Here is a 22,577-nt window from a genome sequence, read left to right as displayed (position 1 = left end):
CTATTTTAATAGTGCGTTTAATTTTTGATTCGCAATATGTAATTGGTCGATTAATGTATTATCTAAATCAAATGATAATAATTCATCGATTTGATCTTGAATCGCATCCTCAATTTGCGCAAATTTCTCTTCAGCTTCTTTATTCATTGAAGCAACATACTGAATCAATGCCTGTCTAAATTCACTAATTTGATTTTGCAATAACTCTAACGTATGTGAACTGATTTGTTCTTGTAACTCTCGTTGAGTATTTGGATTCAAAATTCGACGTTTCGTTAATTGTTTAGGTAAAGCATTAATCATGTCATTTAAATCAACACGCAAGAATGCCTTTTCAGTAAAATTAGGCATAATTGAAAAATCAGAATTAATAAATACATGTAATTGATTTAATTTTTGGATTGTCGGTGCGACTTGTTCGCTAAGTTGACGGTTATAATATTTCTTGATTCGTTCAATTAATAAACTTTGTTCTAAATATAGTCGTTGATGTATTTGATCTAAAAATGCTTTAGAAGAAACTTTTTTTTCATTATTAAAATCACTATTTTGAGTCATCTGACTATTATATATACTTTTAACATCATCCAATAATTGTAATTTTAATCTACCATTTAAATGATAAATCTGATCTTCAACTTCATTATTAGTATGTTGTTCGGTAGTAAATAGCAATTGATTTGGTAACCTTTGTTCATTTTGATATTTCTTCAATTGTTGCTTACGTTGTTCAATATGAGATTGGTTAGTTTTATAATCATGAATCATCTCTTCGAAAGAAATATTGATTTGTTCAAGCTGTTTAACCATTTGTTGCTCTAAAATTATATTTGAATCAACTTCTACAAATTGGTCAATGCTATGACGCAGCTGATTAATACCTTCATCGTTCCCGCTCAATGCTTGTCTACTTGAAACACCAAAGATATCTGACTTCAAGTTTACTTGAGTTAATGCATCTTTAACGTAATGTTTTACCGCAGCTAAATCATCACTGTTTTCTGCAAGGTCTACTGCATTGATAACCATTTTGAATGCTTGATTTTCATTAAGTTGATTCATCTCTTTCATATGTTCGATGAAGTTTTTATCATTATCTGTAAATGAATGATTAAAATAACTCACATATAAAATTAAATCGGATGAAGTTAAAATTTGTTCAGTTTCGTTTGTATGACGTTGATTGTTTGAATGTAAGCCTAGTGAATCAACGATTATTTTTCCTTTCAACCATTCTAATGGTAAATTGATATGCACGGTTTTAACAAAAGTAGCAAACTCATCTTCAGCACTCCATTTTTTTATTTCCTCTTGAGAAATCGTATGTTTCACACCTTCATCCAACATATCTTTATACATAGAAAAATGTTTGTGAACTGCACTTACAAAAGCAAGTTGGTTCTTTTCTAATTTGTTTTTTAATTGTTGTACATCAGATTGGACAAATGCTTCGAGTGATTCGAAAGAAACATTATGGTATTCAATGAGTTGATTAAGTTCATTTAATAGTTGTTCTTCAGTTTTAAGTGTGATTTGACTATCCTCACCGTAAGATAATTCTGTCGTAGCTGCAGTTGTAGGATTTGGTGAACTGACTAAGTATTGCCCACCTAATAAGGCATTAATTAAACTACTTTTTCCTGCACTGAATGTACCAAATACACCAATTTTGACAAGTTTATTTTCTAATCGTTCTAACGTATCTTTAATATCAATTTTTGTTCTATCAAATAATGGTACAGGTTCAATAATGTTTAATGCTTCTTGAATGTTAACCTTTTTAGTATTACGCTCATTTAAATTTTCATCAGACGCTTGCTCTTCTTTTTCTAAAACTTGATCATTGCTTTCTAGAATATAGTTTGCTTCAGTTCTACCTATTAATTTATCTAAAGAGTCATCCATATGAATATAATAATGTTGATAATTTTTAGTTGTTAGAGATTCTTTTAAATTTTGTAATTCAATATAATGTTCATATATCTGTAGATCATCATTAGTTTCTTCAGTTAAACCTTGCGCTTGTGTATGATCAATCGCTTGATTAAATAACGGATTGGATTGTTTTTCTACAAAATTAGTAATTGCTTTAAGCACGTCATCACTAAAAGTAAGTACATAAGTATTACTAATACTCGTTTGAGGTTGATATAAATTGGAAATTAAACTTGAATCTATTTCGTAATGTTGATTTAATACATCATGATTAACTTCAGAGTTATTAATAAAACGCGTTAAAAATGTCATGTCCTCTCGTAAGGGTTGTCGAATTTGTTGATTAACTTTGTCTTGAAGTTTAGAAACAACATTCTGTAAACGTGCTTCTTGTTCCTCTTGCTTTTTCTTCTTTTTATTTAAAAGGCCGCCAATTTTAAAATCATCACTCATACTTTCAAGATAATGTCTAATATCTTCACGCATGTCATGTGTCATAATGTATGCATTATCTAATATATCTTTTCGCTTTTGTTTTAAAAAACTTAATAATTGATCAGGATTATTTAAGAGTCGAGCTTCTTCACTAACGGCTTGATTTTGTTGAAATTTAGCATAGGCTTGTTCAAATTCATCTTCATTTATATTTAGCTGTTCTAGAATATCTTGTAGTTCATTTTGAATATATCCTAATTGAGCCTCTGTAATAAACTTAACTGTACGATTTACATAATCCTCAATTGGTTCTCTAGAATTATCTTTCTGTACTAAATATTGAGAAAGACGTGAAAGTTCATTTTCGGGATGATCGAATTTTGTCACATAGAAAATATCTGTAAGTTTAATATCCCAATCTTCTATTGATTTATTGACTCTTTGTTTGAAAGTTTCAAAAGTAATTTCATCATCATTATGTTTGTCGATTTGATTAATGATAAAAATGACTGGTATACCTACATCATTCATTCTTTTAATAAATTGAAAATTTAATGCAGATTGTACATGATTGTAATCTACTGTATAGAACAAAATGTTGCTTGTATACATGAATTGTTCAGTTGTAGACTGATGTGTAGCTACGTTTGAGTCTACGCCAGGTGTATCTTGAAGCGTAAAACCATTTTTGAATTTTGAAGAAGGAAAATTAATTTCAACAGACTCTACATCTACATTTAAACGATTCATTTTTTTGACTTCGTCATATGTTTTTAATTTAGTATATTGTTGATTTTCTAAATTAGCTATAATTTCTTGTTTATCTGCAACAGATACAATTGCAGTATTACTTGTGGTAGGTACTGGTGAACTTGGAAGAATATCTTGTTCTAATAATAAATTAATTAATGTTGATTTCCCCGCTGAAAAGTGACCAACAAAAGAAGCGGTATATTGGTTTAAATATACCTTTTTTATTACTTGATTAATAGTATGTATTAAAGTTGAATTTTTTGATTTTTCAACTTCTTTTTTTAATTTATATAAAATATCTAATTGTTCATTATTAGCCATGCTAAGTCCCCTTTGTTTCAAACATTCAAATAAAAAAGTAATAGTCTGAGACATACTTAATGTAACAGGCTATTCTTAATCCGGTAGGCAGATTTAAAATTAAATATACTGTTTAAGTTTACTCAACAAAAATTATATTTACTAAAGTAAAAACTTTAATTATTATTTCTGACTCGCTACCTATTTATTAAATTTTATCACAACAATAGTTTGAAACAAATATAAAGAATAGTTAATTGAACCAAGCTGGTTTATCTCCATCAGTGTTTGGTTTATTGACACCTATATTTTCTTTAGAATATAATTCTGGATTTTTCGCTATACGTACAGCTAAACTTGCAATACTACGTCTTGAAACTTCTGTTCCTCTAAATTGAATATCCTTCGATGTAACTTCGTAATCTGTCTCATTTTTAAATGTAAGCCATGCTGGACGAATAATAGTATAATCTAATGTTGATGCTTCAATAATATCTGCAGCTTTACGATATTTTATCAATTTCTCTCCAAATTGAGATTTATTAAATTCATTAAATTTAGCTGGTAATTCATCGTAAATACCAGGGGCAGCTACAAAGATTAATCGTTTAACATCTTTTTTAGACATAGCATATACAATAGCTTGTGCTTCGATATCTAATGATCCAGATAGACTAGCAAATACAACATCAACTTTATCAAGTGCTTGCTCTAAATCTTTTGAGTTTTTTGCATCACCTTCATAAACTGTTACTCGATTTGATGCGTAATCAGGAATTCGATGCGCATTTCTTAAAAATAAATCAACATTAAAATTAGAATCCTCTAAAAATATTTTAGTAGCCTCGATAGAGACCTTACCATTTGCGCCTATTATTAATACTGTTTGCATATTATTTCTCTCCTAACTAAGATGTATATAAAATTATGTATTTGTATCTATATTTAACACTCTTACTATCACTTTACATCAGTAATAATAAGAGTGCTAATGAATTGATTAAATTAATTAAATATTATTAGATACATTAAGAAAAATTTACAAATTTAATAAAAATTATATAGTAGTTGGCTTTTTACCCCAATATTGGTAATAAGTACATTCAATATAGCCGTTAAATAATTTTCTTCTTTTAGTAGCTTTTCGATTAACTAAAAATTCAAATTCCTTGTTACTAGTCAAGATGTAAGTTGATAAATGTGAATGTTGATTCATTAATTTACCAATATAACGATACATTTCTTCGACTTCTTCCCTATCTCCAATTCGTTCACCATATGGAGGGTTTCCAACTAAAGCTACTGGTTCATCGGTGTCAATTGATAATGTATTCACATCTTTAACACTAAATTGGATTATATCTGCCAAACCGACTTCTTCAGCATTATGTTTAGCAATTTCAACCATTTCAGGATCTATATCTGATGCAAATACTTGAATGTCTTTATCGTAATTTGCTTGTTGATCTGCTTCATCTCGCATATCATCATAAATATTGGGAGGCATAATATTCCATTCTTCAGAAACAAAATCTCGATTGAACCCTGGTGCAATATTTTGAGCGATTAAACATGCTTCTATGGCAATAGTACCTGAACCACAGAAAGGATCTATAAAAGGCGTATCTCCCTTCCAATTGGCAAGTCGTACTAGACTCGCTGCCAACGTTTCTTTAATAGGAGCTTCCCCCTGAGCAATACGATATCCACGACGGTTCAAACCTGAACCTGAGGTATCGATAGTCAATAATACATTATCTTTTAGAATAGCTACCTCAACAGGGTATTTAGCACCACTTTCATTTAACCAGCCTTTTTCCTCATAAGCTTTCTTTAAACGTTCAACAATTGCTTTTTTAGTAATAGCTTGACAGTCTGGTACACTATATAGTGTTGATTTAACACTTCTACCTTGAACTGGGAATTGCCCTTCTTTATCAATAATGTTTTCCCAAGGTAGCGATTTTGTTTTTTCAAAAAGTTCATCAAATGTTGTAGCGTTGAAACGACCTACAACAATTTTAATACGATCAGCTGTGCGTAACCATAAATTGCATTGCACAATAGCTTTAGCATCACCTTCAAAAAAGATACGTCCATTTTCAACCTGTGTTTCATAACCGAGTTCTTGGATTTCTTTAGCTACAACAGCTTCTAATCCCATTGGACAAACTGCTAATAATTGGAACATTACGTTTTCTCCTTTTTTATAGATATATTTATATGTTAACAAAATTTATTATGTATGAGTAAAAAATAAAAAGCTCTCCAATCAGTGGGAGAGCTAAACTAGTTCATGATATTTCTGTAAGCCATGTTCTGTACCGTTGTACTCATAACGTACACTAGTTGTACTGGTACGTCGGTGGTAACCATCTGTCTACAAATCTTTATATTCCGAATAAAGATGTCTCGTTTATACGTTGAATTCCGCTAAACAAGTGCTCCTACCAAATTTGGATTGCTCACTCGAGGGGTTTACCGCGTTCCACCCTTCATATTTCTATGAAAGCTACGTCACTGTGGCACTTTCAAACTAATTTAACCATATCATAAGACTTAGGTTATTTCGTTGCCGTCAAATTAATGCCTTGATTTATTGTTTCATCAAGCACGAACACTACAATCATCTCAGACTGTGTGAGCATGGACTTTCCTCTATATTTCTATAGCGATTACCCAAAATATCACTTTTGCGATTATATCATAATTTTTTATACTATAACAGATATTTTTATAGTATATCTGTTGTTAATTGAATACTTAGTATTAGCAATAAATATCCAATTGATAACATTCATTAATTATGCTAAGTTAAATTACTTTCCAAAAACAGCTTTTTCTAAGTTTGAAATTCGTTTCAAAATATCAACATTATTGTTTGATGAACTTGAGTTGTTTGAAGAAAACGATTTATTGTCAGAAGGTCTCGATGTTGCCACTCTAAGTCTTAATTCTTCAACTTCTTTTTTTAATTTGTTATTTTCTTCAGACAATTTTACAACTTCATTATTCATATCAGCCATTTTTTGATAATCTGTAATGATATCATCTAAAAAAGCATCTACTTCCTCACGACGATAACCACGGGCCATAGTTTTTTCGAAATCTTTTTCATAGATATCTTTTGCTGAAAGCTTTAAAGAAACGTCTGCCATTTTTTCCACCTCATTCGAAACTTTGATCTTGCTCCCACTGCATATCATTTATAAAATCAGTGAGTTCATCAAATGCCACAATATCACAAGTATAGTTTGTTTTATTTATAAAATCAACTAACATCCTTTTAAAGAATTTTGGGCTTCCTTCTTGCTCTTCATCATATATAAGTATAGTCATATCTGTATGATCTAACATAAACTGATCTGTTTGTTTAAATTGATATGGTCCTTCATATTCGGTATGATGAACACTTTCCATAAAATCAGCTTCTTGAGCAATTTTATTATACTTCATTTGATTCTGTTCATTCCACTTAGAAGTATGCCCATAAAAAGGTGTTATAATTCCTAATTTTAAATCGGGATACTCAACTCGCAAATCAATAACTACTTCAGCAGTCCATAATTCAATACCAAGTTGTCCTTGAATAAGTACCCACTCAAGCCCCTCATCAATATATTGTAATAATTTATGTTTGATAAAAGCTTTTAAATAATACACTTCAGGTGCGTCATCTTTGAAAATATTTAGTTCAAAAGATTTATACCCTGTTACATACACAGATTTCAAATGCTCAACAACACCCTTCAATAGTTTGATAAATATAATTTAAATCGTAGTTAACAGCTTTTAACTTCTCATTAAAAAGCTTTTTGCTTGTTCTATAAAAGTGACAATCTACTGATAATTCTTTATATGACTTAATTAGTAAATCAAACTTATTAGCATTCATATAACTTAATTGAATAATCTGTGGTTTTAATTTAATGAGATTTTCTAGCTTAGTGTCTATCAGTTGCGAATAAGGGTAAACTACTTCATAAAAATCATAGTTCGTCTCGGAATTTTTAACAATATTATAGCGATCTTCTATAGTATGTAATTCATTGATTAAATCATTTATCAACATAGTATCCACGAAGACGCCCCCCTTATATTCAATTTAATTTATCATAATTTAATCTAACCGTCATTCAAATTGCTATCTATATAAACAGGATAAATACATTGAAATATTGTTTTACTAGTTAATTAACGTTAAAATAAAGTAGATTAATAATGAAATTCATAGATAAGATTAAATACTTATTTGTCTATTTCTATTATTATCTATCATAGTTTGAACATATAATCATTATTCGTAAATGATTATTAATAGTATTAATTAGTGTAAGTTTTACATAACCACTATTATATGAATTCAAACTTGTGTGGTGAATTAAATGAATTACCCTAATGGTAAACCTTTTAAGGGAAATACGACTATGGTCGGAAGAAATGGTAAATCGAATTCTAGTAATATAGAATATGGTGGCCGTGGTATGACTCTTGAAAAGGATATTGAACTTTCTAATGATTATTATTTAAAACATGGTAAAGCGGTTATTCATAAAAAGCCAACACCTGTTCAAATCGTTAATGTTCATTATCCCAAGCGAAGTAAAGCAGTTATAAATGAGGCTTACTTTCGTACACCTTCAACTACAGATTATAATGGCGTTTATAATGGCCATTATATTGATTTTGAAGCAAAGGAAACTAAAAATAAAACATCTTTTCCTTTGAATAATATTCATGATCATCAAGTAGAACATATGAAAAATGCATTTCTTCAAAAAGGAATTGTATTTTTAATTATAAGATTTAAATTACTTGATGAAGTATATTTATTGCCATTTTCCAAATTCCAAAAATATTGGGATAGATATAAAAATGAAATAAAAAAATCAATAACAGTTGAAGAAATAAGAAAAAATAGTTACTATATTCCTTATCAGTATCAACCAAGATTAAATTACCTCAATGCAGTTGATAAGTTGATATTAGATGAAAGTGAGGACCGCGTATGACGGAAAATAAAGGATCTTCTCAACCTAAAAATGGTAAAAATGGGAAGTCCAAAGCAAAAAAGAATAAGAATGTGAAAAGAACGATTATCAAGATTATTGGCTTTTTATTAATTGCCTTTATCGTTTTAGTTCTATTAGGCATTTTATTATTTGCGTATTATGCATGGAAAGCTCCTGCATTTACCGAATCTAAATTACAAGATCCTAAACCGGCAGAAATTTACGACAGAAATGGTGACTTAGTAAAAAAATTAGATAACGGCGCAAGAAGAGAACATGTTGAGTTAAAAGATGTTCCTAAAAATATGAGAAATGCTGTGTTAGCAACTGAAGATAACCGATTCTATGACCACGGTGCAATTGACTATAAACGTTTATTTGGTGCCATTGGTAAAAACTTGACTGGTGGATTTGGTTCACAAGGTGCATCTACTTTAACACAACAAGTAGTTAAACGAGCATTCTTAAGTGAAGAGAAATCTATCGGACGTAAAGCACAAGAAGCTTACCTATCCTACCGTCTAGAACAAGAGTACAGTAAAGATGAAATCTTCCAAATGTACTTAAATAAAATTTATTATTCAGATGGTGTTTATGGCGTTAAAGCTGCAGCTAAATATTACTTCAATAAAGATTTGAAAGATTTAAATCTTGCGGAAGAAGCATATTTAGCAGGTTTACCACAGGTGCCTAACCTTTATAATATTTACGACAACCCTAAACAAGCGGAAAATCGTAAAAACACTGTACTCTACTTAATGCATTATCACAACAGAATTTCTGATAAAGAGTATAATGCTGCTAAGAAAATTAACTTAAAAGCTAATTTAGTAGATCGTACAGCTAAGGAACGTCAAATTGGCACTGATAACTCTGATTCAGAATACGATTCATATGTAAACTTTGTTAAATCTGAATTGATGAACAATAAAGAATTCAAGAATAAAAACTTGAGTGATGTTCTTCAAAGTGGAATTAAGATTTACACAAATATGGACAAAGATGTTCAAAAAACATTACAAGATCGTATAGACAACGGTAATTACTATAAAAATGAAGACCAACGTGTTGGTTCTACAATTCTTGATAGTAAGACTGGTGGCTTAGTCGCAATTTCTGGAGGTCGTAACTTCAAAGACGTTGTTGACAATAACGCTGCAACTGATGCGCATTTAACTGGTTCATCATTGAAACCGTTCTTAGCTTATGGTCCAGCTATTGAAAACATGCAATGGGCTACGAATCATGCAATTCAAGATGAATCAAGCTATTCTATTGATGGTGGTACATTCCGTAACTATGATGGAAATGGACATGGTACTGTAACTGCATATGATGCGTTAAGACAAAGTTTCAACATTCCAGCGCTTAAAACTTGGCAACTAGTTAATTCACAAGCTGGAGATAATGCAGTTAAGAAATTCGCATCAAAAGTTGGATTAGATTATCAAAGTGACATTGGTCCTTCTGATGTACTTGGTGGTGGTGCTTCTGAGTTCTCACCTACTCAATTAGCATCTGCTTTCGCAGCAATTGCTAACGGTGGTACTTACAATAACGCACATTCTATCCAAAAAGTTGTAACAGCTGATGATGACACAATTGAGTTTGACCATACAAGTCATAAAGCTATGAAAGACTACACTTCTTATATGTTAGCTGAAATGCTTACAGGTACATTTAAAGCCTATGGTTCAGCCTATGGACATGGCGTATCAGGCGTTACTATGGGTGCTAAAACTGGTACAAGTACTTACGGTACAGAAATTAACCAACAATATAACCTACCTGATAACGCTGCAAAAGACGTTTGGATTAATGGTTTCACACCTAAATACACAATGTCTATTTGGATGGGCTTCAGTGAAATTAAAGAAGGTGGCGTTAACTCATTCTTAGGTCACTCAGAACAAGAATATCCACAATATTTATATGAGGATGTTATGTCTGATATTACTTCAAGTGATGATGGTGACTTTAAGAAACCAGATTCAGTTAACGGCTCAAGCGCTGATAATTTATCAGTAAGTGGTCACCCAGATAACAACACGACTAATCGTGAAGTAAATGGTAGCAGTGGCTCAAGTTCATCAAATAGTTCAAATAACTCAAGTAATTCTAATAGTAGTAACACTAATAATAGTGGCAATACTAATTCAGGAACTACTAACAATAATTCAACAACACAAGGTACTAATACTGTCGGAAGTACACTTTCAAACATCTTTAATTTAAATAGTATTTTCGATTTTAAAAAGTCCTCATAGTGTTTTTGAAATGTTAAATAATTAAAAGAAGGCAATTTCTATTACATTAAATAGAAATTGCCTTTCTTATACCCATTGATTCAAACTTAAATATTTGAATATAAATATAGCCAGTAAATGAATTAAATAACTCATTTTACTGGCTAATTAATGTTAGTATTAACTTTGTCGTTTTCTTCTAATTTGGTAAGACGCATTCATTTTAATTAACTCACTTTTTAAAGTCTTCATTTGACTATAACCCATAAAGTGATATTTTCTAGCTAACATATATCGATAGCGTTCTTCAAAGTTCATTGGAACTACTGGGTATTGATCTAACAATTTGAAATCAATAGTTTCAATTTCATTAATTTCTTTAAAAAATTGAATTATTAAGTCAAAGTACTTATCAATTGCTGGCTTTGCGTTTGATGAATTTAATGATCTTTGTTTAGCGTATTCATCAAGTAACTCTTCAATTTCTTCAAATTCTTGTTTATTAATCATTTAATCAGGCTTCCTTTAATTGTGCTTTCATACGTTTTTGCCCTTCTCTACAATCATCTAGTAAGGGACATATGTCACACTTAGGCTTTCTAGCTAAACAATGGTAGCGACCAAAGAAGATAAGTTGATGATGACTTCTACTCCATCTTTCCTTTGGAATAATACTACATAATCTATCCTCTACTTGTGTCACATTATCTTTCCATCTATTAATTCCTAGTCGCTTAGAAACACGTTCAACATGCGTATCAACTGCTAATGATGGCTCATCGAAAGCTACACTCATAACTACATTTGCTGTTTTACGACCGACTCCAGCTAAACTTTCTAATTCTTTATGAGTACTAGGAATTTGACCATTGAATTGTTCGAGTAGTGACTGACAAAGCTTTTGTATATTTTTCGCTTTGTTACGATATAAGCCAATCGAACGTATATCATTTTGCAGTTCTTCGATATCCACATTCAAATAGTCTTGAGGTGTTTTATACTTTTGAAAAAGCGTACGTGTAACTTTATTTACTAAATTATCGGTACATTGAGCTGATAAAAGGACTGCAATTGTTAATTCGAAAGCATTATCATGTTTGAGCTCGCATTCTGCATTTGGAAACATATCAGCTATGACATCTATCATTTCTAGTGCTTTCTTCTTACTTATCATCTAACTTCTCCCCATTTAACCAATCAAATTTTGGTATATGATTAACCGTATGTGTCATAGATGGCTTGTTAAATTGTTCTCTTATTTTCTTAGATTCTTCAGTAGTTGTGACATTATTCTTTTTCCAATTTAACAATATACGATCTACGTACTTGAAACTAAGTTTATCATGACTATATGCTTCATCTAACGCTGCTCTAATTAAAGTAAAGTCATGCTTGTCTACGTCAATCCATTGATTAAGTGTTTCAATCTCATATGGTGAAATAGGTCTAGCAAACAAGGATTCTATATATTGGAAAAGATCTTTAAAATTTTGTTGAGCTTGATTTGTTAATTGTTTTGAATGATCTTGAGATAAAATATTGCTCAATTTTTCATAGAAACCATCTAAATTCATATATTCCGTAAATTTACCTTCTTCGTCCTTTTTTACTTGAAGTTGTAATAAATCCCTTTGAATTAAATGTTGAATGATGCTAGTTATTTCACGTGGTTCCATATCTGAGCCTAATTTCAATTCATCGATGGATGGTTGCTTATTTGATGTTTCAGAGGCATAAATCAATTTAATTAAAATAATTAAATCTTTTTCTGTCAGTCCTAATTCACTATAATGGTCAAATAATTCTCTTCTAACGACGACAGGACGTGTTTTGAGTTGAATTTTATTCAAATTGATATTCCTCCTCTTTAAAGTTGAAAAAGCGTCCAGTCAACATGCTGACTGGACGAGTAAATTAGTATGGTATGTGGGATTAGAACTTATGGATATAAACGACTTAATAGTCGTGGGAATGGAGCAGTTTCTCTTACGTGTTCCACACCAGAAATCCAAGCAACAGTTCTTTCTAACCCTAATCCAAATCCGCTATGTGGCACACTACCATAACGACGTAAGTCTAAATAATAGTTATAACTTTCAGCGTCTAATTGATGTTCATCTATACGTTGTTCTAATAATTCTAAATCATTAATACGTTCAGAACCACCAATGATTTCACCATAACCTTCTGGTGCAATTAAATCTGCACATAAAACAGTTTCTTCATTCTCTGGATTTGGTTGCATATAGAATGGTTTAATTTTAGTTGGATAATTTGTAATAAATACCGGTAAATCATAATGATTTGCAATAGCAGTTTCATGTGGTGCACCGAAGTCCTCGCCCCACTCAATATCGTCGAAACCTTCTTCTTTTAAGAACTTAATTGCATCATCATAAGAAATTCTTGGGAAAGGTGCTGATACCTTTTCAAGTTTGCTCGTATCTCGATCTAGTGCTTTAAGTTCTAATTGACAATTATTAAGTACAGATTTAACGACATGTGATACATACTGTTCTTGGACTTCTAAACTTTCCACATGATTTGTAAATGCCATTTCTGGTTCAATCATCCAGAATTCAATCAAATGGCGTCGAGTTTTAGATTTTTCAGCTCTGAAAGTTGGTCCAAATGAGAATACACGACCATGAGCCATTGCAGCAGCTTCCATATATAATTGACCACTTTGAGAAAGGAAAGCATCTTCATCAAAGTACTTTGTATGGAACAATTCACTTGTTCCTTCTGGAGCACTTGCTGTTAAGATTGGAGGATCAATTTTAGTGAATCCATTTTCATTAAAGAATTCGTATGTTGCTCTAATAATTTCATTTCTGATTTTCATAACAGCATGTTGTTTTTTTGAACGCAACCATAAATGTCTATGATCCATTAAAAATTCAGTTCCGTGATTTTTAGGTGTAATTGGATAATCATGTGCTTCATGAATAACTTCAATTGATTTCACTTGCATTTCGTAACCTAAATCTGAACGGTTATCTTCTGTTATAACACCAGTCACATAAAGTGATGATTCTTGTGTAATTTCTTTAGCTAGTTGGAATGTTTCTTCAGAAACCTCTGATTTAACCACTACACCTTGCATAAAGCCACTACCATCACGTAATTGTAAAAAGGCAATCTTGCCACTTGAACGTTTATTTGTTAACCAAGCACCAATAGTCACTTCTTGGTTAAGATGTTGTTTAGCTTGTTTAATCGTTGTTTTCATAACCAATCTCCTAATTGTCATTCTTTGTAATCAATACTTATTTATTTTAACAAAATAAATTGTGAAGTTCTAGCATGTGAACACGCTATCTCATTGTATAACAGTTTGAATCATTTATTGGCATCAATATTATGTTGGATTTTGTTAACAAGTTTGCTGAATTGTTTAATGTCGCCCTTTTTTTGCTTATAATTTTCTAAAGTTTGAGCAAAAAAGTTTTTATAGTTACTGCTTACAAGTCGATCATCAAAAGAGACAATCAACCCTTGATCATCTTCATTGCGAATTAAACGACCTAAACCTTGTCTAAAACGAGTAACTGCGTCGGGTAAAACATAGTCCTTAAAGGTAGAATCAAATTCAGAATCCATAAGCCAATGTTTCGTATTGTATTTATTCATAAATGGAAGTTTAGCTATCATAACACATTTAATACCTTTAGCTTGATAATCAAAACCTTCGAAAAACGTTGATGTGCCAAGCAAAATTGTCTTATCAAAATTATTAAATTGTTGAACAATTTTATAGTTTTGATTTTGTTGTTGTGTAAGTACTACATAGTCTTCAAAAGTGGGTAATTCATTTAATAACTCTTGTACCATGTGCATCATACGGTAGCTTGTAAATAACACTAAACATTTCGAATCAGTGATTGTTACATACTCTTGAATATAATCCACTATAGATGCTACGTAATCATCGATATTTTTGAAGTTATAAGAACTAACATCACTAGGAATAAACACGTTCGTATTCGTGCGATTAGATAGTGTCGATGGAACTTGATACGTGTTAAAATGCACATCTTCCTTAAACCAATTTTTAAAGGCATCAAACTTATGATTAAACGTCAATGTTCCAGAAATAAATGTTAATGAATTAAATTTATCTAAAACGCGAGTCGTTAAAATATCACGAACTGCATAATCTTTAACAATCAATTTAATAGTTGACTTTTGAGTTAGATTCTTAATGGATAAGTACGCAGTATGTTTATCTTTTAAACTCTGCTCTATACTTCGATAAGTATCATTAATATATAAAAGTTGTTTGCGTAAAGTCTTAATCGTTTTGTGCGTCATACCATTAAAAATTTCTAATGTCTTATTTATCTTATCAACAATCAAATGCAAATCTTTAAGTATCTGAGTTGAATCAAATTCAAATACATAATGGTATCGATGTATATCATCATCATGAACGTCAGAGTTTTGAATGATTTCGAATATATGATTAAATAGACGCTCATTTAAATCATGTATTTCTGATATATTCATTTTTAAGCCAAATACATCAATCGGCGCAATATCTAAACGTTCTAAAATTCGTTGTTGTTCTAGTTTATCAATCGCTTTTAATAATTTTTCATTTTCATTTTTTCCTATTAAACCAAGTTGGTATTTTAAATCTGAATAATCGAGTTCATTAGTGACTTGGTTTAATGCATAGTCAGGTAAACGATGTGCCTCATCAATTATACAATCATCGAAAAGTTGATAAATTGAATTCTCTTGGTCTGAGTGTATGAGATGTGCATGATTAGTGATTCCGATTTGAATATGATGTGCATTTCGTTTGATGTAATTGTAATAATGTATATCATGTCTAACTGGTACATAAGTTTCAATCTTTTGGTCAAAATACATTTTCTGACCACCTTTAAGATTTAAATCTTGAATATCCCCAGTTTCTGTTTCGATAATCCAGGTCAATAATTGCATTTTTAAAATATTAACTTCATAGTTGGTAGTTTCATCTTTCAAAATCTGACTAATTAAGCCAAGTGAAATGTATTCAGATTTATTTTTTATAAGCGTGGCATTAATTTTAAAGTTTAGTGCTTGATTGATACTCGGAATATCTTTTAGCAAAAGTTGATTTTGCAACAGTTTAGTATTAGTCGAAATCATGACATGACGTCCAGTTTCAATGTTATACATCAAAGCTGCCAAAAGATATGCCAATGACTTTCCACTACCTAAAGGTGCTTCAATCATAGCTTTATCATTGTGCATGAGTTGCTCTAGGATGATTTCAGATAAATATAGTTGTTTTGGACGATATGTTAGATTAAGTGAACTAACAACTTCACTATACAAATCTTTAAGTGATCCATTAAATGTTGTTTTAGGCGCTTTTAAATCAATTTGCTTTTTATAAATTATTTGTTCGAATTGACCGTATTGATTATCTAAAGGTGAATTTTCATGTTGACGTACCATTTCAAACAAGACATTAAATAAGTCATATTTTAAATTTTTACTTAAATAATAGAGTTGTTTTAATGTATCTATTGGTAGTTGTTCGAACTTTTGAATGGCTTTAATCATTAGTAATGCAGTAGTAGTAGCGTCTTCATCAGCCCTATGTGCGTTGTCTAAGGGTATGTCGTGTGCCTCTGCTAATTCACTAAGTTGATAACTCTTATCTGTAGGATAAGCAATTTTAAATAATTCTAACGTATCCAGCACCTTTTTTGGTTCAAAATCTATATTACAGTTTTGAAAGGCTTTTTTTATAAAATTTAAGTCAAAATCAACATTATGAGCAACGAACACACAATCTTTCAATTGTTTGTAAATTTCTTGTGCAATTTCATGAAAATAAGGGGCTTGCTCTAACATGGTATCTTCAATAGAAGTCAATGCTTGGATGAATGGAGGAATTTCCAAATCAGTACGAATCATAGAATGATAAGTCCCAGATATTTTATTGTTACTTACAAAAGTAATACCAATTTGTATAATTTCATCATAATCAAGTTGATTGCCAGTTGTCTCTAGATCTACAACTGCATAACTTGTGTGTCCCATAACTAACTCTCCTTATCTTCATGTCATTCGCATTATATATCTATATCCGCACTAATAAGGCGTCTAACTTCATTATTTTCGTCTCTAACTATTAAGAAACCATCGTCATCAATATCGATAGCTTCACCTGTAAATTGTTTGTCGTTTTCAGTGAAACGCAATTGGCGTTGCCATATATTTGAGGCTTCAATATACTCATTTCGAATTTCTGTAAAAGGCTTTGTTAAAAATTGTGAATATCGTTTTTCGATTGATGAAATGAGCTTTTCTAAAAATGAGTAGCGATTAATTTTATTATTACTATGTAAACGAATGCTTGTTGCTCTCTGTTTAATATCATCAGAGAAATCACTGTCACTGTGGTTTAAATTAATACCTATACCACAAATAATAGCGTCAATTGAATCGTAATTTGCTATCATTTCAGTTAAAAAACCACATACTTTTTTATCAGCAATATAGATATCGTTCGGCCATTTAATTTCTACTTTATCATTCGTGAAAGATTGTATTGCATCCCTAATTCCTAAAGCAACAAACAAGTTAAATTTTGGAATCATTGAAAAAGGTACATTTGGACGCAATACTAGAGACATCCATAAGCCTTTTCCTTTTGAAGAAGCCCAATTACGATTAAATCGACCTCTTCCTTTTGTTTGTTCGTCACTTAATATAATCATAGACTTATTATTATCCACCAATTCTTGCTTAGCAATAATCTGAGTTGATTCAACACTTTCAAATACTTTTATCTCTGAAGCTAGTTGTGAATTTTTTAAAATATAAGATACGATACCATTATACCAACTATCTGGGAGTTCATTTAATTGGTGGCCTTTATGATTGATAGATTCGATTTTGCAACCATCTTTTTTTAATTGATCAATGACTTTTTTAACAGCTGCTCTAGAGATATTTAGCTGATCAGCAATATATTGTCCCGAAATATATTCAGATTGATGCATATATAGCATACGTATAACATCTTGACTATATTTTGACATTCTCTTTCACCCACTTCAATAATTCATCTTTTAAATTTGGAACTTTATTTGTTAACACATCAATTTCTATTTGTCTAAGAACTTCTTTCAGCCAAGGGCCACTTTTTTTAGACGTAATTCTAAGTATATCTCCACCATTAATATTTAGTTCTCTACGACTTCTTATAGGTAAATGATGATCAATTTCTTTTATTGATTGAAGATTAAATATTAATGGAGAGGCTACTTTAATGTTATTGTCTTCAAGTATTGAATTAATAGCAATGATATCTAAAATAGTATTCATACCATAGTCATAAACGAATAATTTTAATTGATCTTTTGATGAAACATGAGGCATCTCTAGCATTATTTTATGATATTGATTGATTTTAGTTTTCTCATTGTTGCTTATATTTAAGTCAGAAAGTGAAGTGTTTGTTTGTTCAACAGTCATTAATATTGCTAACCATAATTCAAAGCTTATTGGTGAATTAACTTTAGTTTGCTTCATATCAAGACTTCTAAAGAAAGGTACATAATTAAAGAAATTCAAATCTATTAGGTTTGAGTAGCTTTGGCTTACATTTTGACCTTTAATTAATTTTTTTAATTCCACGACAATGCGTTCTATAGATAAATGTTCTACATCTGCGATATGATGTTTCATCGCCTCAAAAGTATCATCATCTATAGTAAAATTCAATTGGGATTGAAAGCGTAAGCCTCTTAAAATGCGTAATGCATCCTCTTTAAACCGTTCTTTAGCATCACCAACAGTTTTAATAATATGTTGATTCAATGCTACATCACCGTCAAAATAGTCATAAATATTAAAATTTTTATCCATAGCAATTGCATTAATTGTAAAGTCACGACGTTGTAAATCTTCTTTTAAATCACGCACGAAATAGACTTCACTAGGTCTACGATGATCAACATACTCTGCTTCAGCTCTGAAGGTTGTTACTTCATAATTTGTTCCTTGATACACGACATTTATAGTGCCATGCTCTCTCCCTATTGGGATAGTCTTGTCAAATATTGATTCTATTTCATCTGGTATAGCACTAGTAGTAATATCAATGTCGTGAATGGGTCTGTTCATTAAGTAATCTCTCACCGATCCACCAACGAAATATGCTTCGAATCCATGTTGTTCAATTTTTTCTAAAATGGGTTTTGCTTGATTAAATAGTTCTGTTCCCATACTAATCCTCTTTTTGATTTAACATTTTTCTATAGTAGTGTTCATATTGATCAGTTATTAATTCTGAACCAAATCGTTCATCAATATCCTTTAACATAGCAGTTTGCATTTTATTATATATTTCTTTATTTGAAAGCAGTTGTAACGCATACTCACTTGCACTAGTGCTATCTCCTATATCCACAATGAAACCAGTCTCATCATGTTTAATAACCTCTTTAATACCACCAGCATTAGAACCTATCGGCACTACTCCTGTTTTCATTGCCTCAAGCAAAGTTAATCCAAAGCTTTCTTTTTCACTTAATAGAAGTACTAAATCAGACATTTGGTAAAATTCACTAACTTGGTCTTGCTTGCCTAAGAATAGTACATCACTATCGATACCTAAGTGACGCGCTAACTTTCTCATGTCTAATAATTCAGGACCGTCTCCTAACAAGATTAATTTACTAGGTATGTTTTTATGAACTTTAGCAAATGTCTCTAATATAGTATCTATGCGCTTCACTTTTCTAAAATTAGATACATGTATAAGTACCTTTTCATCAGGTTTAATACCATACACTTCTTTAAGCGTTTCATCATGACGCGTTGGAAATTCATTTTCACGCACAAAATTATAAATAGGAACAATTTCTTTCTCGGTTTCAATGATTGATTTAGTTTGATGTGCTAAAGAGTGACTCACACTGGTAACAATATCACTTTGTTCAATACCAAATTTAATAGCGCCTTTGAGTGAGTGTTCGTAACCTAGCACTGTGATATCAGTACCGTGTAACGTGGTCATTATTTTAATATCTTTTCCAGACATTTGACGTGCTAAAATCCCACAAACTGCATGAGGTACTGCATAGTGCATGTGTAATACATCTAAATCATATTCCTTTATAACTTCTGATATTTTAGTACTCAAAGTAATATCATATGGAGGATATTGAAAGACGGCATATTGATTTACTTCAACTTGATGAAAAGTAATATTAGGTAAAGGTTTACGTATTCTAAAAGGAATATTGGAAGTTATAAAATGTACTTCATGGCCTCTTTCTGCCATTTTTATTCCTAACTCAGTAGCAATAATACCAGAACCGCCCATAGATGGATAACATGTGATACCTATTTTCATGAAAATCTATCCTCCTCTTGCTTATATTTATTTGCGTTCAAAACGATTTTTATCTCTAGTGTTGAACTTTTCCATTGTTTCATTAAAACTTTCAGTCATATCAATATCTAATGAATTAGCTATACAAAGTAAAACAAATAAATTGTCTCCTAATTCAGCTTTAATTGAATTATCTTCTTCAGTTTCTTTCTTTTTCTTTTCACCATGATAGTGGTTTATCTCTCTAGCAAGTTCTCCAACTTCTTCTGTTAAACGTGCTAAATTTGCCAGTGGAGAAAAATAACCAGCTTTGAATTGTCCAATGTACGCATCCACTTCATTTTGCATTTCTTTCATAGATTTCATTATGATCACTTTCTCCTTTATTATTGACTCTTATTAAGTATATATCATATTAAAAAATCATGCATTTTATGAATATAAAAAGAACAGACTATATTTTAAATCATACTGCTATATTTAGAAAATAAAAAAGGAGCAGAACAAAATTCATCTTGAATTCATTGTTCTACTCTCTTATAAGGATATCTAAAGTTAAAAACTTTGGTACTTGAACATTCAAAGTTTTAAATAACTACTAAAAATTTAAAGTAGTTTTTATATCATTGTTTTTTATACCTATAATCCTAACTTTATTAATTATCACTTGCTCTAGCGATTAGTATAATTCTTACTAGTTCTGCAACAGCTGTCGCAGTAGCAGCAACATAAGTCATTGCAGCGGCTGAAAGAACCTTTTTAGCATGTTTATATTCTTTTTCATTTACAATGTTTAATGCAGTTATTTGTTTCATTGCTCTTGAACTTGCGTCAAATTCAACAGGTAAAGTTACGATTGAGAATAAGACTGCAAGTGACATTAAACCAGCACCAATCCATAAGGCTGTTGAGCCAAACGCACTACCCATAGCTGTTAAGATGATACCTAACATGATAATCATGTAACTTAATGAACTACCTAAATTAGCTAGTGGTACTAGTGCACTTCTAAATCTTAAAAATGCATACCCTTGTTGATGTTGAATCGCATGTCCAACTTCGTGTGCAGCAATAGCTGTACCAGCTACTGAAGGTCTATCGAAGTTTGCAGGAGATAAACAAACAACTTTCTTTTTAGGATCATAGTGGTCTGTTAAGAAACCTTCACCCTTTACTACGTCAACATCATAAATACCATTTGCATGAAGTATTTCTTCTGCTACCTCGCGACCAGTTTTACCACTTGTTGATCTTACTTGTGCATATTTTTCATAGTTAGATTTTACTTTGTGTTGTGCCCACATAGGAATGAGCATAATAATGACAATATATATTATATAAGACATTATAGACAATAATTCCACTCTCCTTTAATCATATTCTACTGACTATCTTGTATTTAATCAAATAATTTAACCGATAAGATTTTTAGTAAATTATAATATAAACTTAGTGCAAAAACACTTAGCCAGAATGCAATATAGCCTACCATCTCTTTGTGCTGTTCAATAAAATCATAGTAAGGATACTTATTTAAAACATAATCCATATAGTCATTGTTAAAAACCCAGATCATTGCCACTAATAGCGCACTAATCCTAATTTTCAAACGAGGATAGAAATAAATAGCTTGAATCGCCATAATACCATGACTCATAATCAAAAAAACATTCATTATGGTTAAGTTATGGTCTAGATTAATCATGAGAATATTCATTATTACTGCCCAAAGTCCATATTTAAGTAAGGTTACGAATGCAAGCGCCTCTACAAATGGGATATGCTTATTAAAAATGAGACAAATAATAACAATACACAAAAAAAGTGAAGCGATTGGGCTATCTGGTATAAATGGCAAGAAATACCAAGGTGTTTTAACTAATTTATCACCATACCAAATAAATCCATATAAGGTACCGAGTATGTTGCAAATAAGTAAAAAGATTAAGCAAGAGTGGCGATATAAGGTTAACTCCCACATCTGTTTTAATGTAAGCATGTGATTAAATTCCTTTGTGACTTTATCGGTTTTCAAAGACTTCTAAAATCTGTGTTAATTGGTAAAATTGTTCTCGATCATTAAGTTGTAAGCTTAAATCTATATTATGTCGTAAGTGCTCTACTAGCGAATGCACTTTTGTAGAATCGAGAGATAAATTGTAAATTGTGTTTAGATAAGCCGTGTACTGAGGAGAGTACATTAATTGATGAATAATTAAATCATTGAATCTAAAATCTATCGAGTGTTGGTCTGAAAAATGAATAAGAATATCGAAGTCGTTATGGTGAGTTGTTACGTATTCGAATATCTCATTTGTATTGATAAGTAAGTGATTATTTTTAACTAATCTAATTGCAGGTGCATCTGTATTTGTTAATGCAAGTTCTAACGTTTTATGGTTAAATATTCTTTGATTTACAAAATGTACATGTTCAAGTAACTCGGTATGAGATTTAATATAATTTAAAATCCACACGCTAATTCTTGATTTAAAATGATAATGAAACAAAGCATATTCAATATAACTTTGTTTCATTTGTGTAAGT

At 30.8% G+C, this 22,577-nt stretch carries 20 protein-coding genes and 1 other RNA gene; 2 read left to right on the top strand and 19 right to left on the bottom strand.

The genetic code is table 11. The annotated features are described in order from the left end of the window. The 7 genes from SBL16_RS04945 to SBL16_RS04915 all read right to left on the bottom strand — a co-directional run bounded on the left by SBL16_RS04945 (window position 1) and on the right by SBL16_RS04915 (window position 7,495). The gene (locus tag SBL16_RS04945) at window positions 1-3,444 is read right to left on the bottom strand and encodes a dynamin family protein (RefSeq protein ID WP_142813133.1); all 3,444 of its coding nucleotides are present in this window, start codon (window positions 3,442-3,444) and stop codon (window positions 1-3) included. Between the two features lie 232 nt (window positions 3,445-3,676). Next, window positions 3,677-4,315, bottom strand: a complete 639-nt coding sequence (locus SBL16_RS04940; protein ID WP_107612147.1) for an SDR family oxidoreductase — start codon at window positions 4,313-4,315, stop codon at window positions 3,677-3,679. 165 nt (window positions 4,316-4,480) lie between these two features. Continuing rightward, the gene (locus tag SBL16_RS04935) at window positions 4,481-5,614 is read right to left on the bottom strand and encodes a class I SAM-dependent RNA methyltransferase (protein WP_107612148.1); all 1,134 of its coding nucleotides are present in this window, start codon (window positions 5,612-5,614) and stop codon (window positions 4,481-4,483) included. Between the two features lie 112 nt (window positions 5,615-5,726). Further along, an RNA gene (rnpB, locus tag SBL16_RS04930) (RNase P RNA component class B) lies at window positions 5,727-6,110 on the bottom strand. Window positions 6,111-6,242: 132 nt separating this feature from the next. Continuing rightward, the gene (gene gpsB, locus SBL16_RS04925; RefSeq protein ID WP_011275761.1) at window positions 6,243-6,581 is read right to left on the bottom strand and encodes a cell division regulator GpsB; all 339 of its coding nucleotides are present in this window, start codon (window positions 6,579-6,581) and stop codon (window positions 6,243-6,245) included. A gap of 10 nt (window positions 6,582-6,591) precedes the next feature. Beyond that, complete coding sequence (locus tag SBL16_RS04920; protein WP_037537072.1) at window positions 6,592-7,155, bottom strand: DUF1273 domain-containing protein; 564 nt, start codon at window positions 7,153-7,155, stop codon at window positions 6,592-6,594. Window positions 7,156-7,159: 4 nt separating this feature from the next. Next, complete coding sequence (locus SBL16_RS04915; RefSeq protein ID WP_202112011.1) at window positions 7,160-7,495, bottom strand: DUF1798 family protein; 336 nt, start codon at window positions 7,493-7,495, stop codon at window positions 7,160-7,162. Between the two features lie 313 nt (window positions 7,496-7,808). Here SBL16_RS04915 and recU point away from each other — a divergent pair, with 313 nt between their 5' ends. Both recU and SBL16_RS04905 read left to right on the top strand, forming a co-directional pair. Beyond that, window positions 7,809-8,435, top strand: coding sequence for a Holliday junction resolvase RecU (recU, locus tag SBL16_RS04910; RefSeq protein WP_037537070.1), 627 nt, complete (start codon window positions 7,809-7,811; stop codon window positions 8,433-8,435). After that, a complete protein-coding gene (locus SBL16_RS04905; RefSeq protein ID WP_107612149.1) occupies window positions 8,432-10,702 on the top strand; it encodes a transglycosylase domain-containing protein in 2,271 nt (756 codons plus the stop codon). The genes recU and SBL16_RS04905 overlap by 4 nt, the downstream gene beginning before the upstream one ends. 159 nt (window positions 10,703-10,861) lie before the next feature. Here SBL16_RS04905 and SBL16_RS04900 read toward each other — a convergent pair whose 3' ends face one another. The 12 genes from SBL16_RS04900 to SBL16_RS04845 all read right to left on the bottom strand — a co-directional run bounded on the left by SBL16_RS04900 (window position 10,862) and on the right by SBL16_RS04845 (window position 22,567). After that, window positions 10,862-11,191: a YpoC family protein gene (locus SBL16_RS04900; RefSeq protein WP_107611544.1), complete on the bottom strand. Its 330-nt coding sequence runs from the start codon at window positions 11,189-11,191 to the stop codon at window positions 10,862-10,864. A gap of 4 nt (window positions 11,192-11,195) precedes the next feature. Beyond that, the gene (gene nth, locus SBL16_RS04895) at window positions 11,196-11,855 is read right to left on the bottom strand and encodes an endonuclease III (protein ID WP_037537067.1); all 660 of its coding nucleotides are present in this window, start codon (window positions 11,853-11,855) and stop codon (window positions 11,196-11,198) included. Further along, window positions 11,845-12,531 carry a DnaD domain-containing protein gene (locus SBL16_RS04890; RefSeq protein ID WP_107611545.1) on the bottom strand — a complete coding sequence of 229 codons (687 nt, stop codon included), beginning with the start codon at window positions 12,529-12,531 and terminating at the stop codon, window positions 11,845-11,847. The genes nth and SBL16_RS04890 overlap by 11 nt, the downstream gene beginning before the upstream one ends. Before the next feature lie 89 nt (window positions 12,532-12,620). Beyond that, complete coding sequence (gene asnS, locus SBL16_RS04885) at window positions 12,621-13,913, bottom strand: asparagine--tRNA ligase (RefSeq protein WP_107611546.1); 1,293 nt, start codon at window positions 13,911-13,913, stop codon at window positions 12,621-12,623. 110 nt (window positions 13,914-14,023) lie between these two features. Beyond that, entirely contained in the window at window positions 14,024-16,726 is a 2,703-nt protein-coding gene (locus SBL16_RS04880; RefSeq protein WP_107611547.1) for a helicase C-terminal domain-containing protein, read from the bottom strand. Window positions 16,727-16,758: 32 nt separating this feature from the next. Then, a complete protein-coding gene (locus SBL16_RS04875; RefSeq protein ID WP_107611548.1) occupies window positions 16,759-17,730 on the bottom strand; it encodes a biotin--[acetyl-CoA-carboxylase] ligase in 972 nt (323 codons plus the stop codon). Then, window positions 17,717-18,919: a CCA tRNA nucleotidyltransferase gene (locus tag SBL16_RS04870; RefSeq protein WP_317952992.1), complete on the bottom strand. Its 1,203-nt coding sequence runs from the start codon at window positions 18,917-18,919 to the stop codon at window positions 17,717-17,719. The genes SBL16_RS04875 and SBL16_RS04870 overlap by 14 nt, the downstream gene beginning before the upstream one ends. 1 nt (window position 18,920) lies before the next feature. Beyond that, entirely contained in the window at window positions 18,921-20,051 is a 1,131-nt protein-coding gene (bshA, locus tag SBL16_RS04865; RefSeq protein WP_107611550.1) for an N-acetyl-alpha-D-glucosaminyl L-malate synthase BshA, read from the bottom strand. A 27-nt stretch (window positions 20,052-20,078) separates the two neighbouring features. Continuing rightward, window positions 20,079-20,396: a nucleotide pyrophosphohydrolase gene (locus SBL16_RS04860; protein WP_107611551.1), complete on the bottom strand. Its 318-nt coding sequence runs from the start codon at window positions 20,394-20,396 to the stop codon at window positions 20,079-20,081. 290 nt (window positions 20,397-20,686) lie between these two features. Then, complete coding sequence (locus tag SBL16_RS04855; protein ID WP_029376682.1) at window positions 20,687-21,385, bottom strand: zinc metallopeptidase; 699 nt, start codon at window positions 21,383-21,385, stop codon at window positions 20,687-20,689. A 44-nt stretch (window positions 21,386-21,429) separates the two neighbouring features. Further along, window positions 21,430-22,029 carry a DUF1405 domain-containing protein gene (locus SBL16_RS04850; RefSeq protein ID WP_107611552.1) on the bottom strand — a complete coding sequence of 200 codons (600 nt, stop codon included), beginning with the start codon at window positions 22,027-22,029 and terminating at the stop codon, window positions 21,430-21,432. Between the two features lie 22 nt (window positions 22,030-22,051). Then, a complete protein-coding gene (locus SBL16_RS04845; protein ID WP_080365620.1) occupies window positions 22,052-22,567 on the bottom strand; it encodes a YpiB family protein in 516 nt (171 codons plus the stop codon). Between the last annotated feature and the right edge of the window lie 10 nt (window positions 22,568-22,577).

The sequence above is a fragment of the Staphylococcus sp. NWU MK-U1 genome (assembly GCF_033283505.1).
GTDB classification, from domain to species: Bacteria; Bacillota; Bacilli; order Staphylococcales; family Staphylococcaceae; genus Staphylococcus; species Staphylococcus haemolyticus.
Note: the sequence above shows the minus strand (reverse complement) of the source record. Positions and strands in the feature narration are given on the sequence as shown.

Coding starts and splice junctions, on each gene's coding strand:
- SBL16_RS04870 (WP_317952992.1), bottom strand. CDS start 18,919: ATGGGAACAGAACTATTTAATCAAGCAAAACCCATTTTAGAAAAAATT.
- SBL16_RS04915 (WP_202112011.1), bottom strand. CDS start 7,495: ATGTTGATAAATGATTTAATCAATGAATTACATACTATAGAAGATCGC.
- SBL16_RS04880 (WP_107611547.1), bottom strand. CDS start 16,726: ATGGGACACACAAGTTATGCAGTTGTAGATCTAGAGACAACTGGCAAT.
- SBL16_RS04850 (WP_107611552.1), bottom strand. CDS start 22,029: ATGCTTACATTAAAACAGATGTGGGAGTTAACCTTATATCGCCACTCT.
- SBL16_RS04945 (WP_142813133.1), bottom strand. CDS start 3,444: ATGGCTAATAATGAACAATTAGATATTTTATATAAATTAAAAAAAGAA.
- SBL16_RS04940 (WP_107612147.1), bottom strand. CDS start 4,315: ATGCAAACAGTATTAATAATAGGCGCAAATGGTAAGGTCTCTATCGAG.
- SBL16_RS04905 (WP_107612149.1), top strand. CDS start 8,432: ATGACGGAAAATAAAGGATCTTCTCAACCTAAAAATGGTAAAAATGGG.
- SBL16_RS04860 (WP_107611551.1), bottom strand. CDS start 20,396: ATGAAATCTATGAAAGAAATGCAAAATGAAGTGGATGCGTACATTGGA.
- bshA (WP_107611550.1), bottom strand. CDS start 20,051: ATGAAAATAGGTATCACATGTTATCCATCTATGGGCGGTTCTGGTATT.
- SBL16_RS04845 (WP_080365620.1), bottom strand. CDS start 22,567: ATGAAACAAAGTTATATTGAATATGCTTTGTTTCATTATCATTTTAAA.
- SBL16_RS04875 (WP_107611548.1), bottom strand. CDS start 17,730: ATGTCAAAATATAGTCAAGATGTTATACGTATGCTATATATGCATCAA.
- SBL16_RS04900 (WP_107611544.1), bottom strand. CDS start 11,191: ATGATTAATAAACAAGAATTTGAAGAAATTGAAGAGTTACTTGATGAA.
- SBL16_RS04935 (WP_107612148.1), bottom strand. CDS start 5,614: ATGTTCCAATTATTAGCAGTTTGTCCAATGGGATTAGAAGCTGTTGTA.
- recU (WP_037537070.1), top strand. CDS start 7,809: ATGAATTACCCTAATGGTAAACCTTTTAAGGGAAATACGACTATGGTC.
- gpsB (WP_011275761.1), bottom strand. CDS start 6,581: ATGGCAGACGTTTCTTTAAAGCTTTCAGCAAAAGATATCTATGAAAAA.
- asnS (WP_107611546.1), bottom strand. CDS start 13,913: ATGAAAACAACGATTAAACAAGCTAAACAACATCTTAACCAAGAAGTG.
- nth (WP_037537067.1), bottom strand. CDS start 11,855: ATGATAAGTAAGAAGAAAGCACTAGAAATGATAGATGTCATAGCTGAT.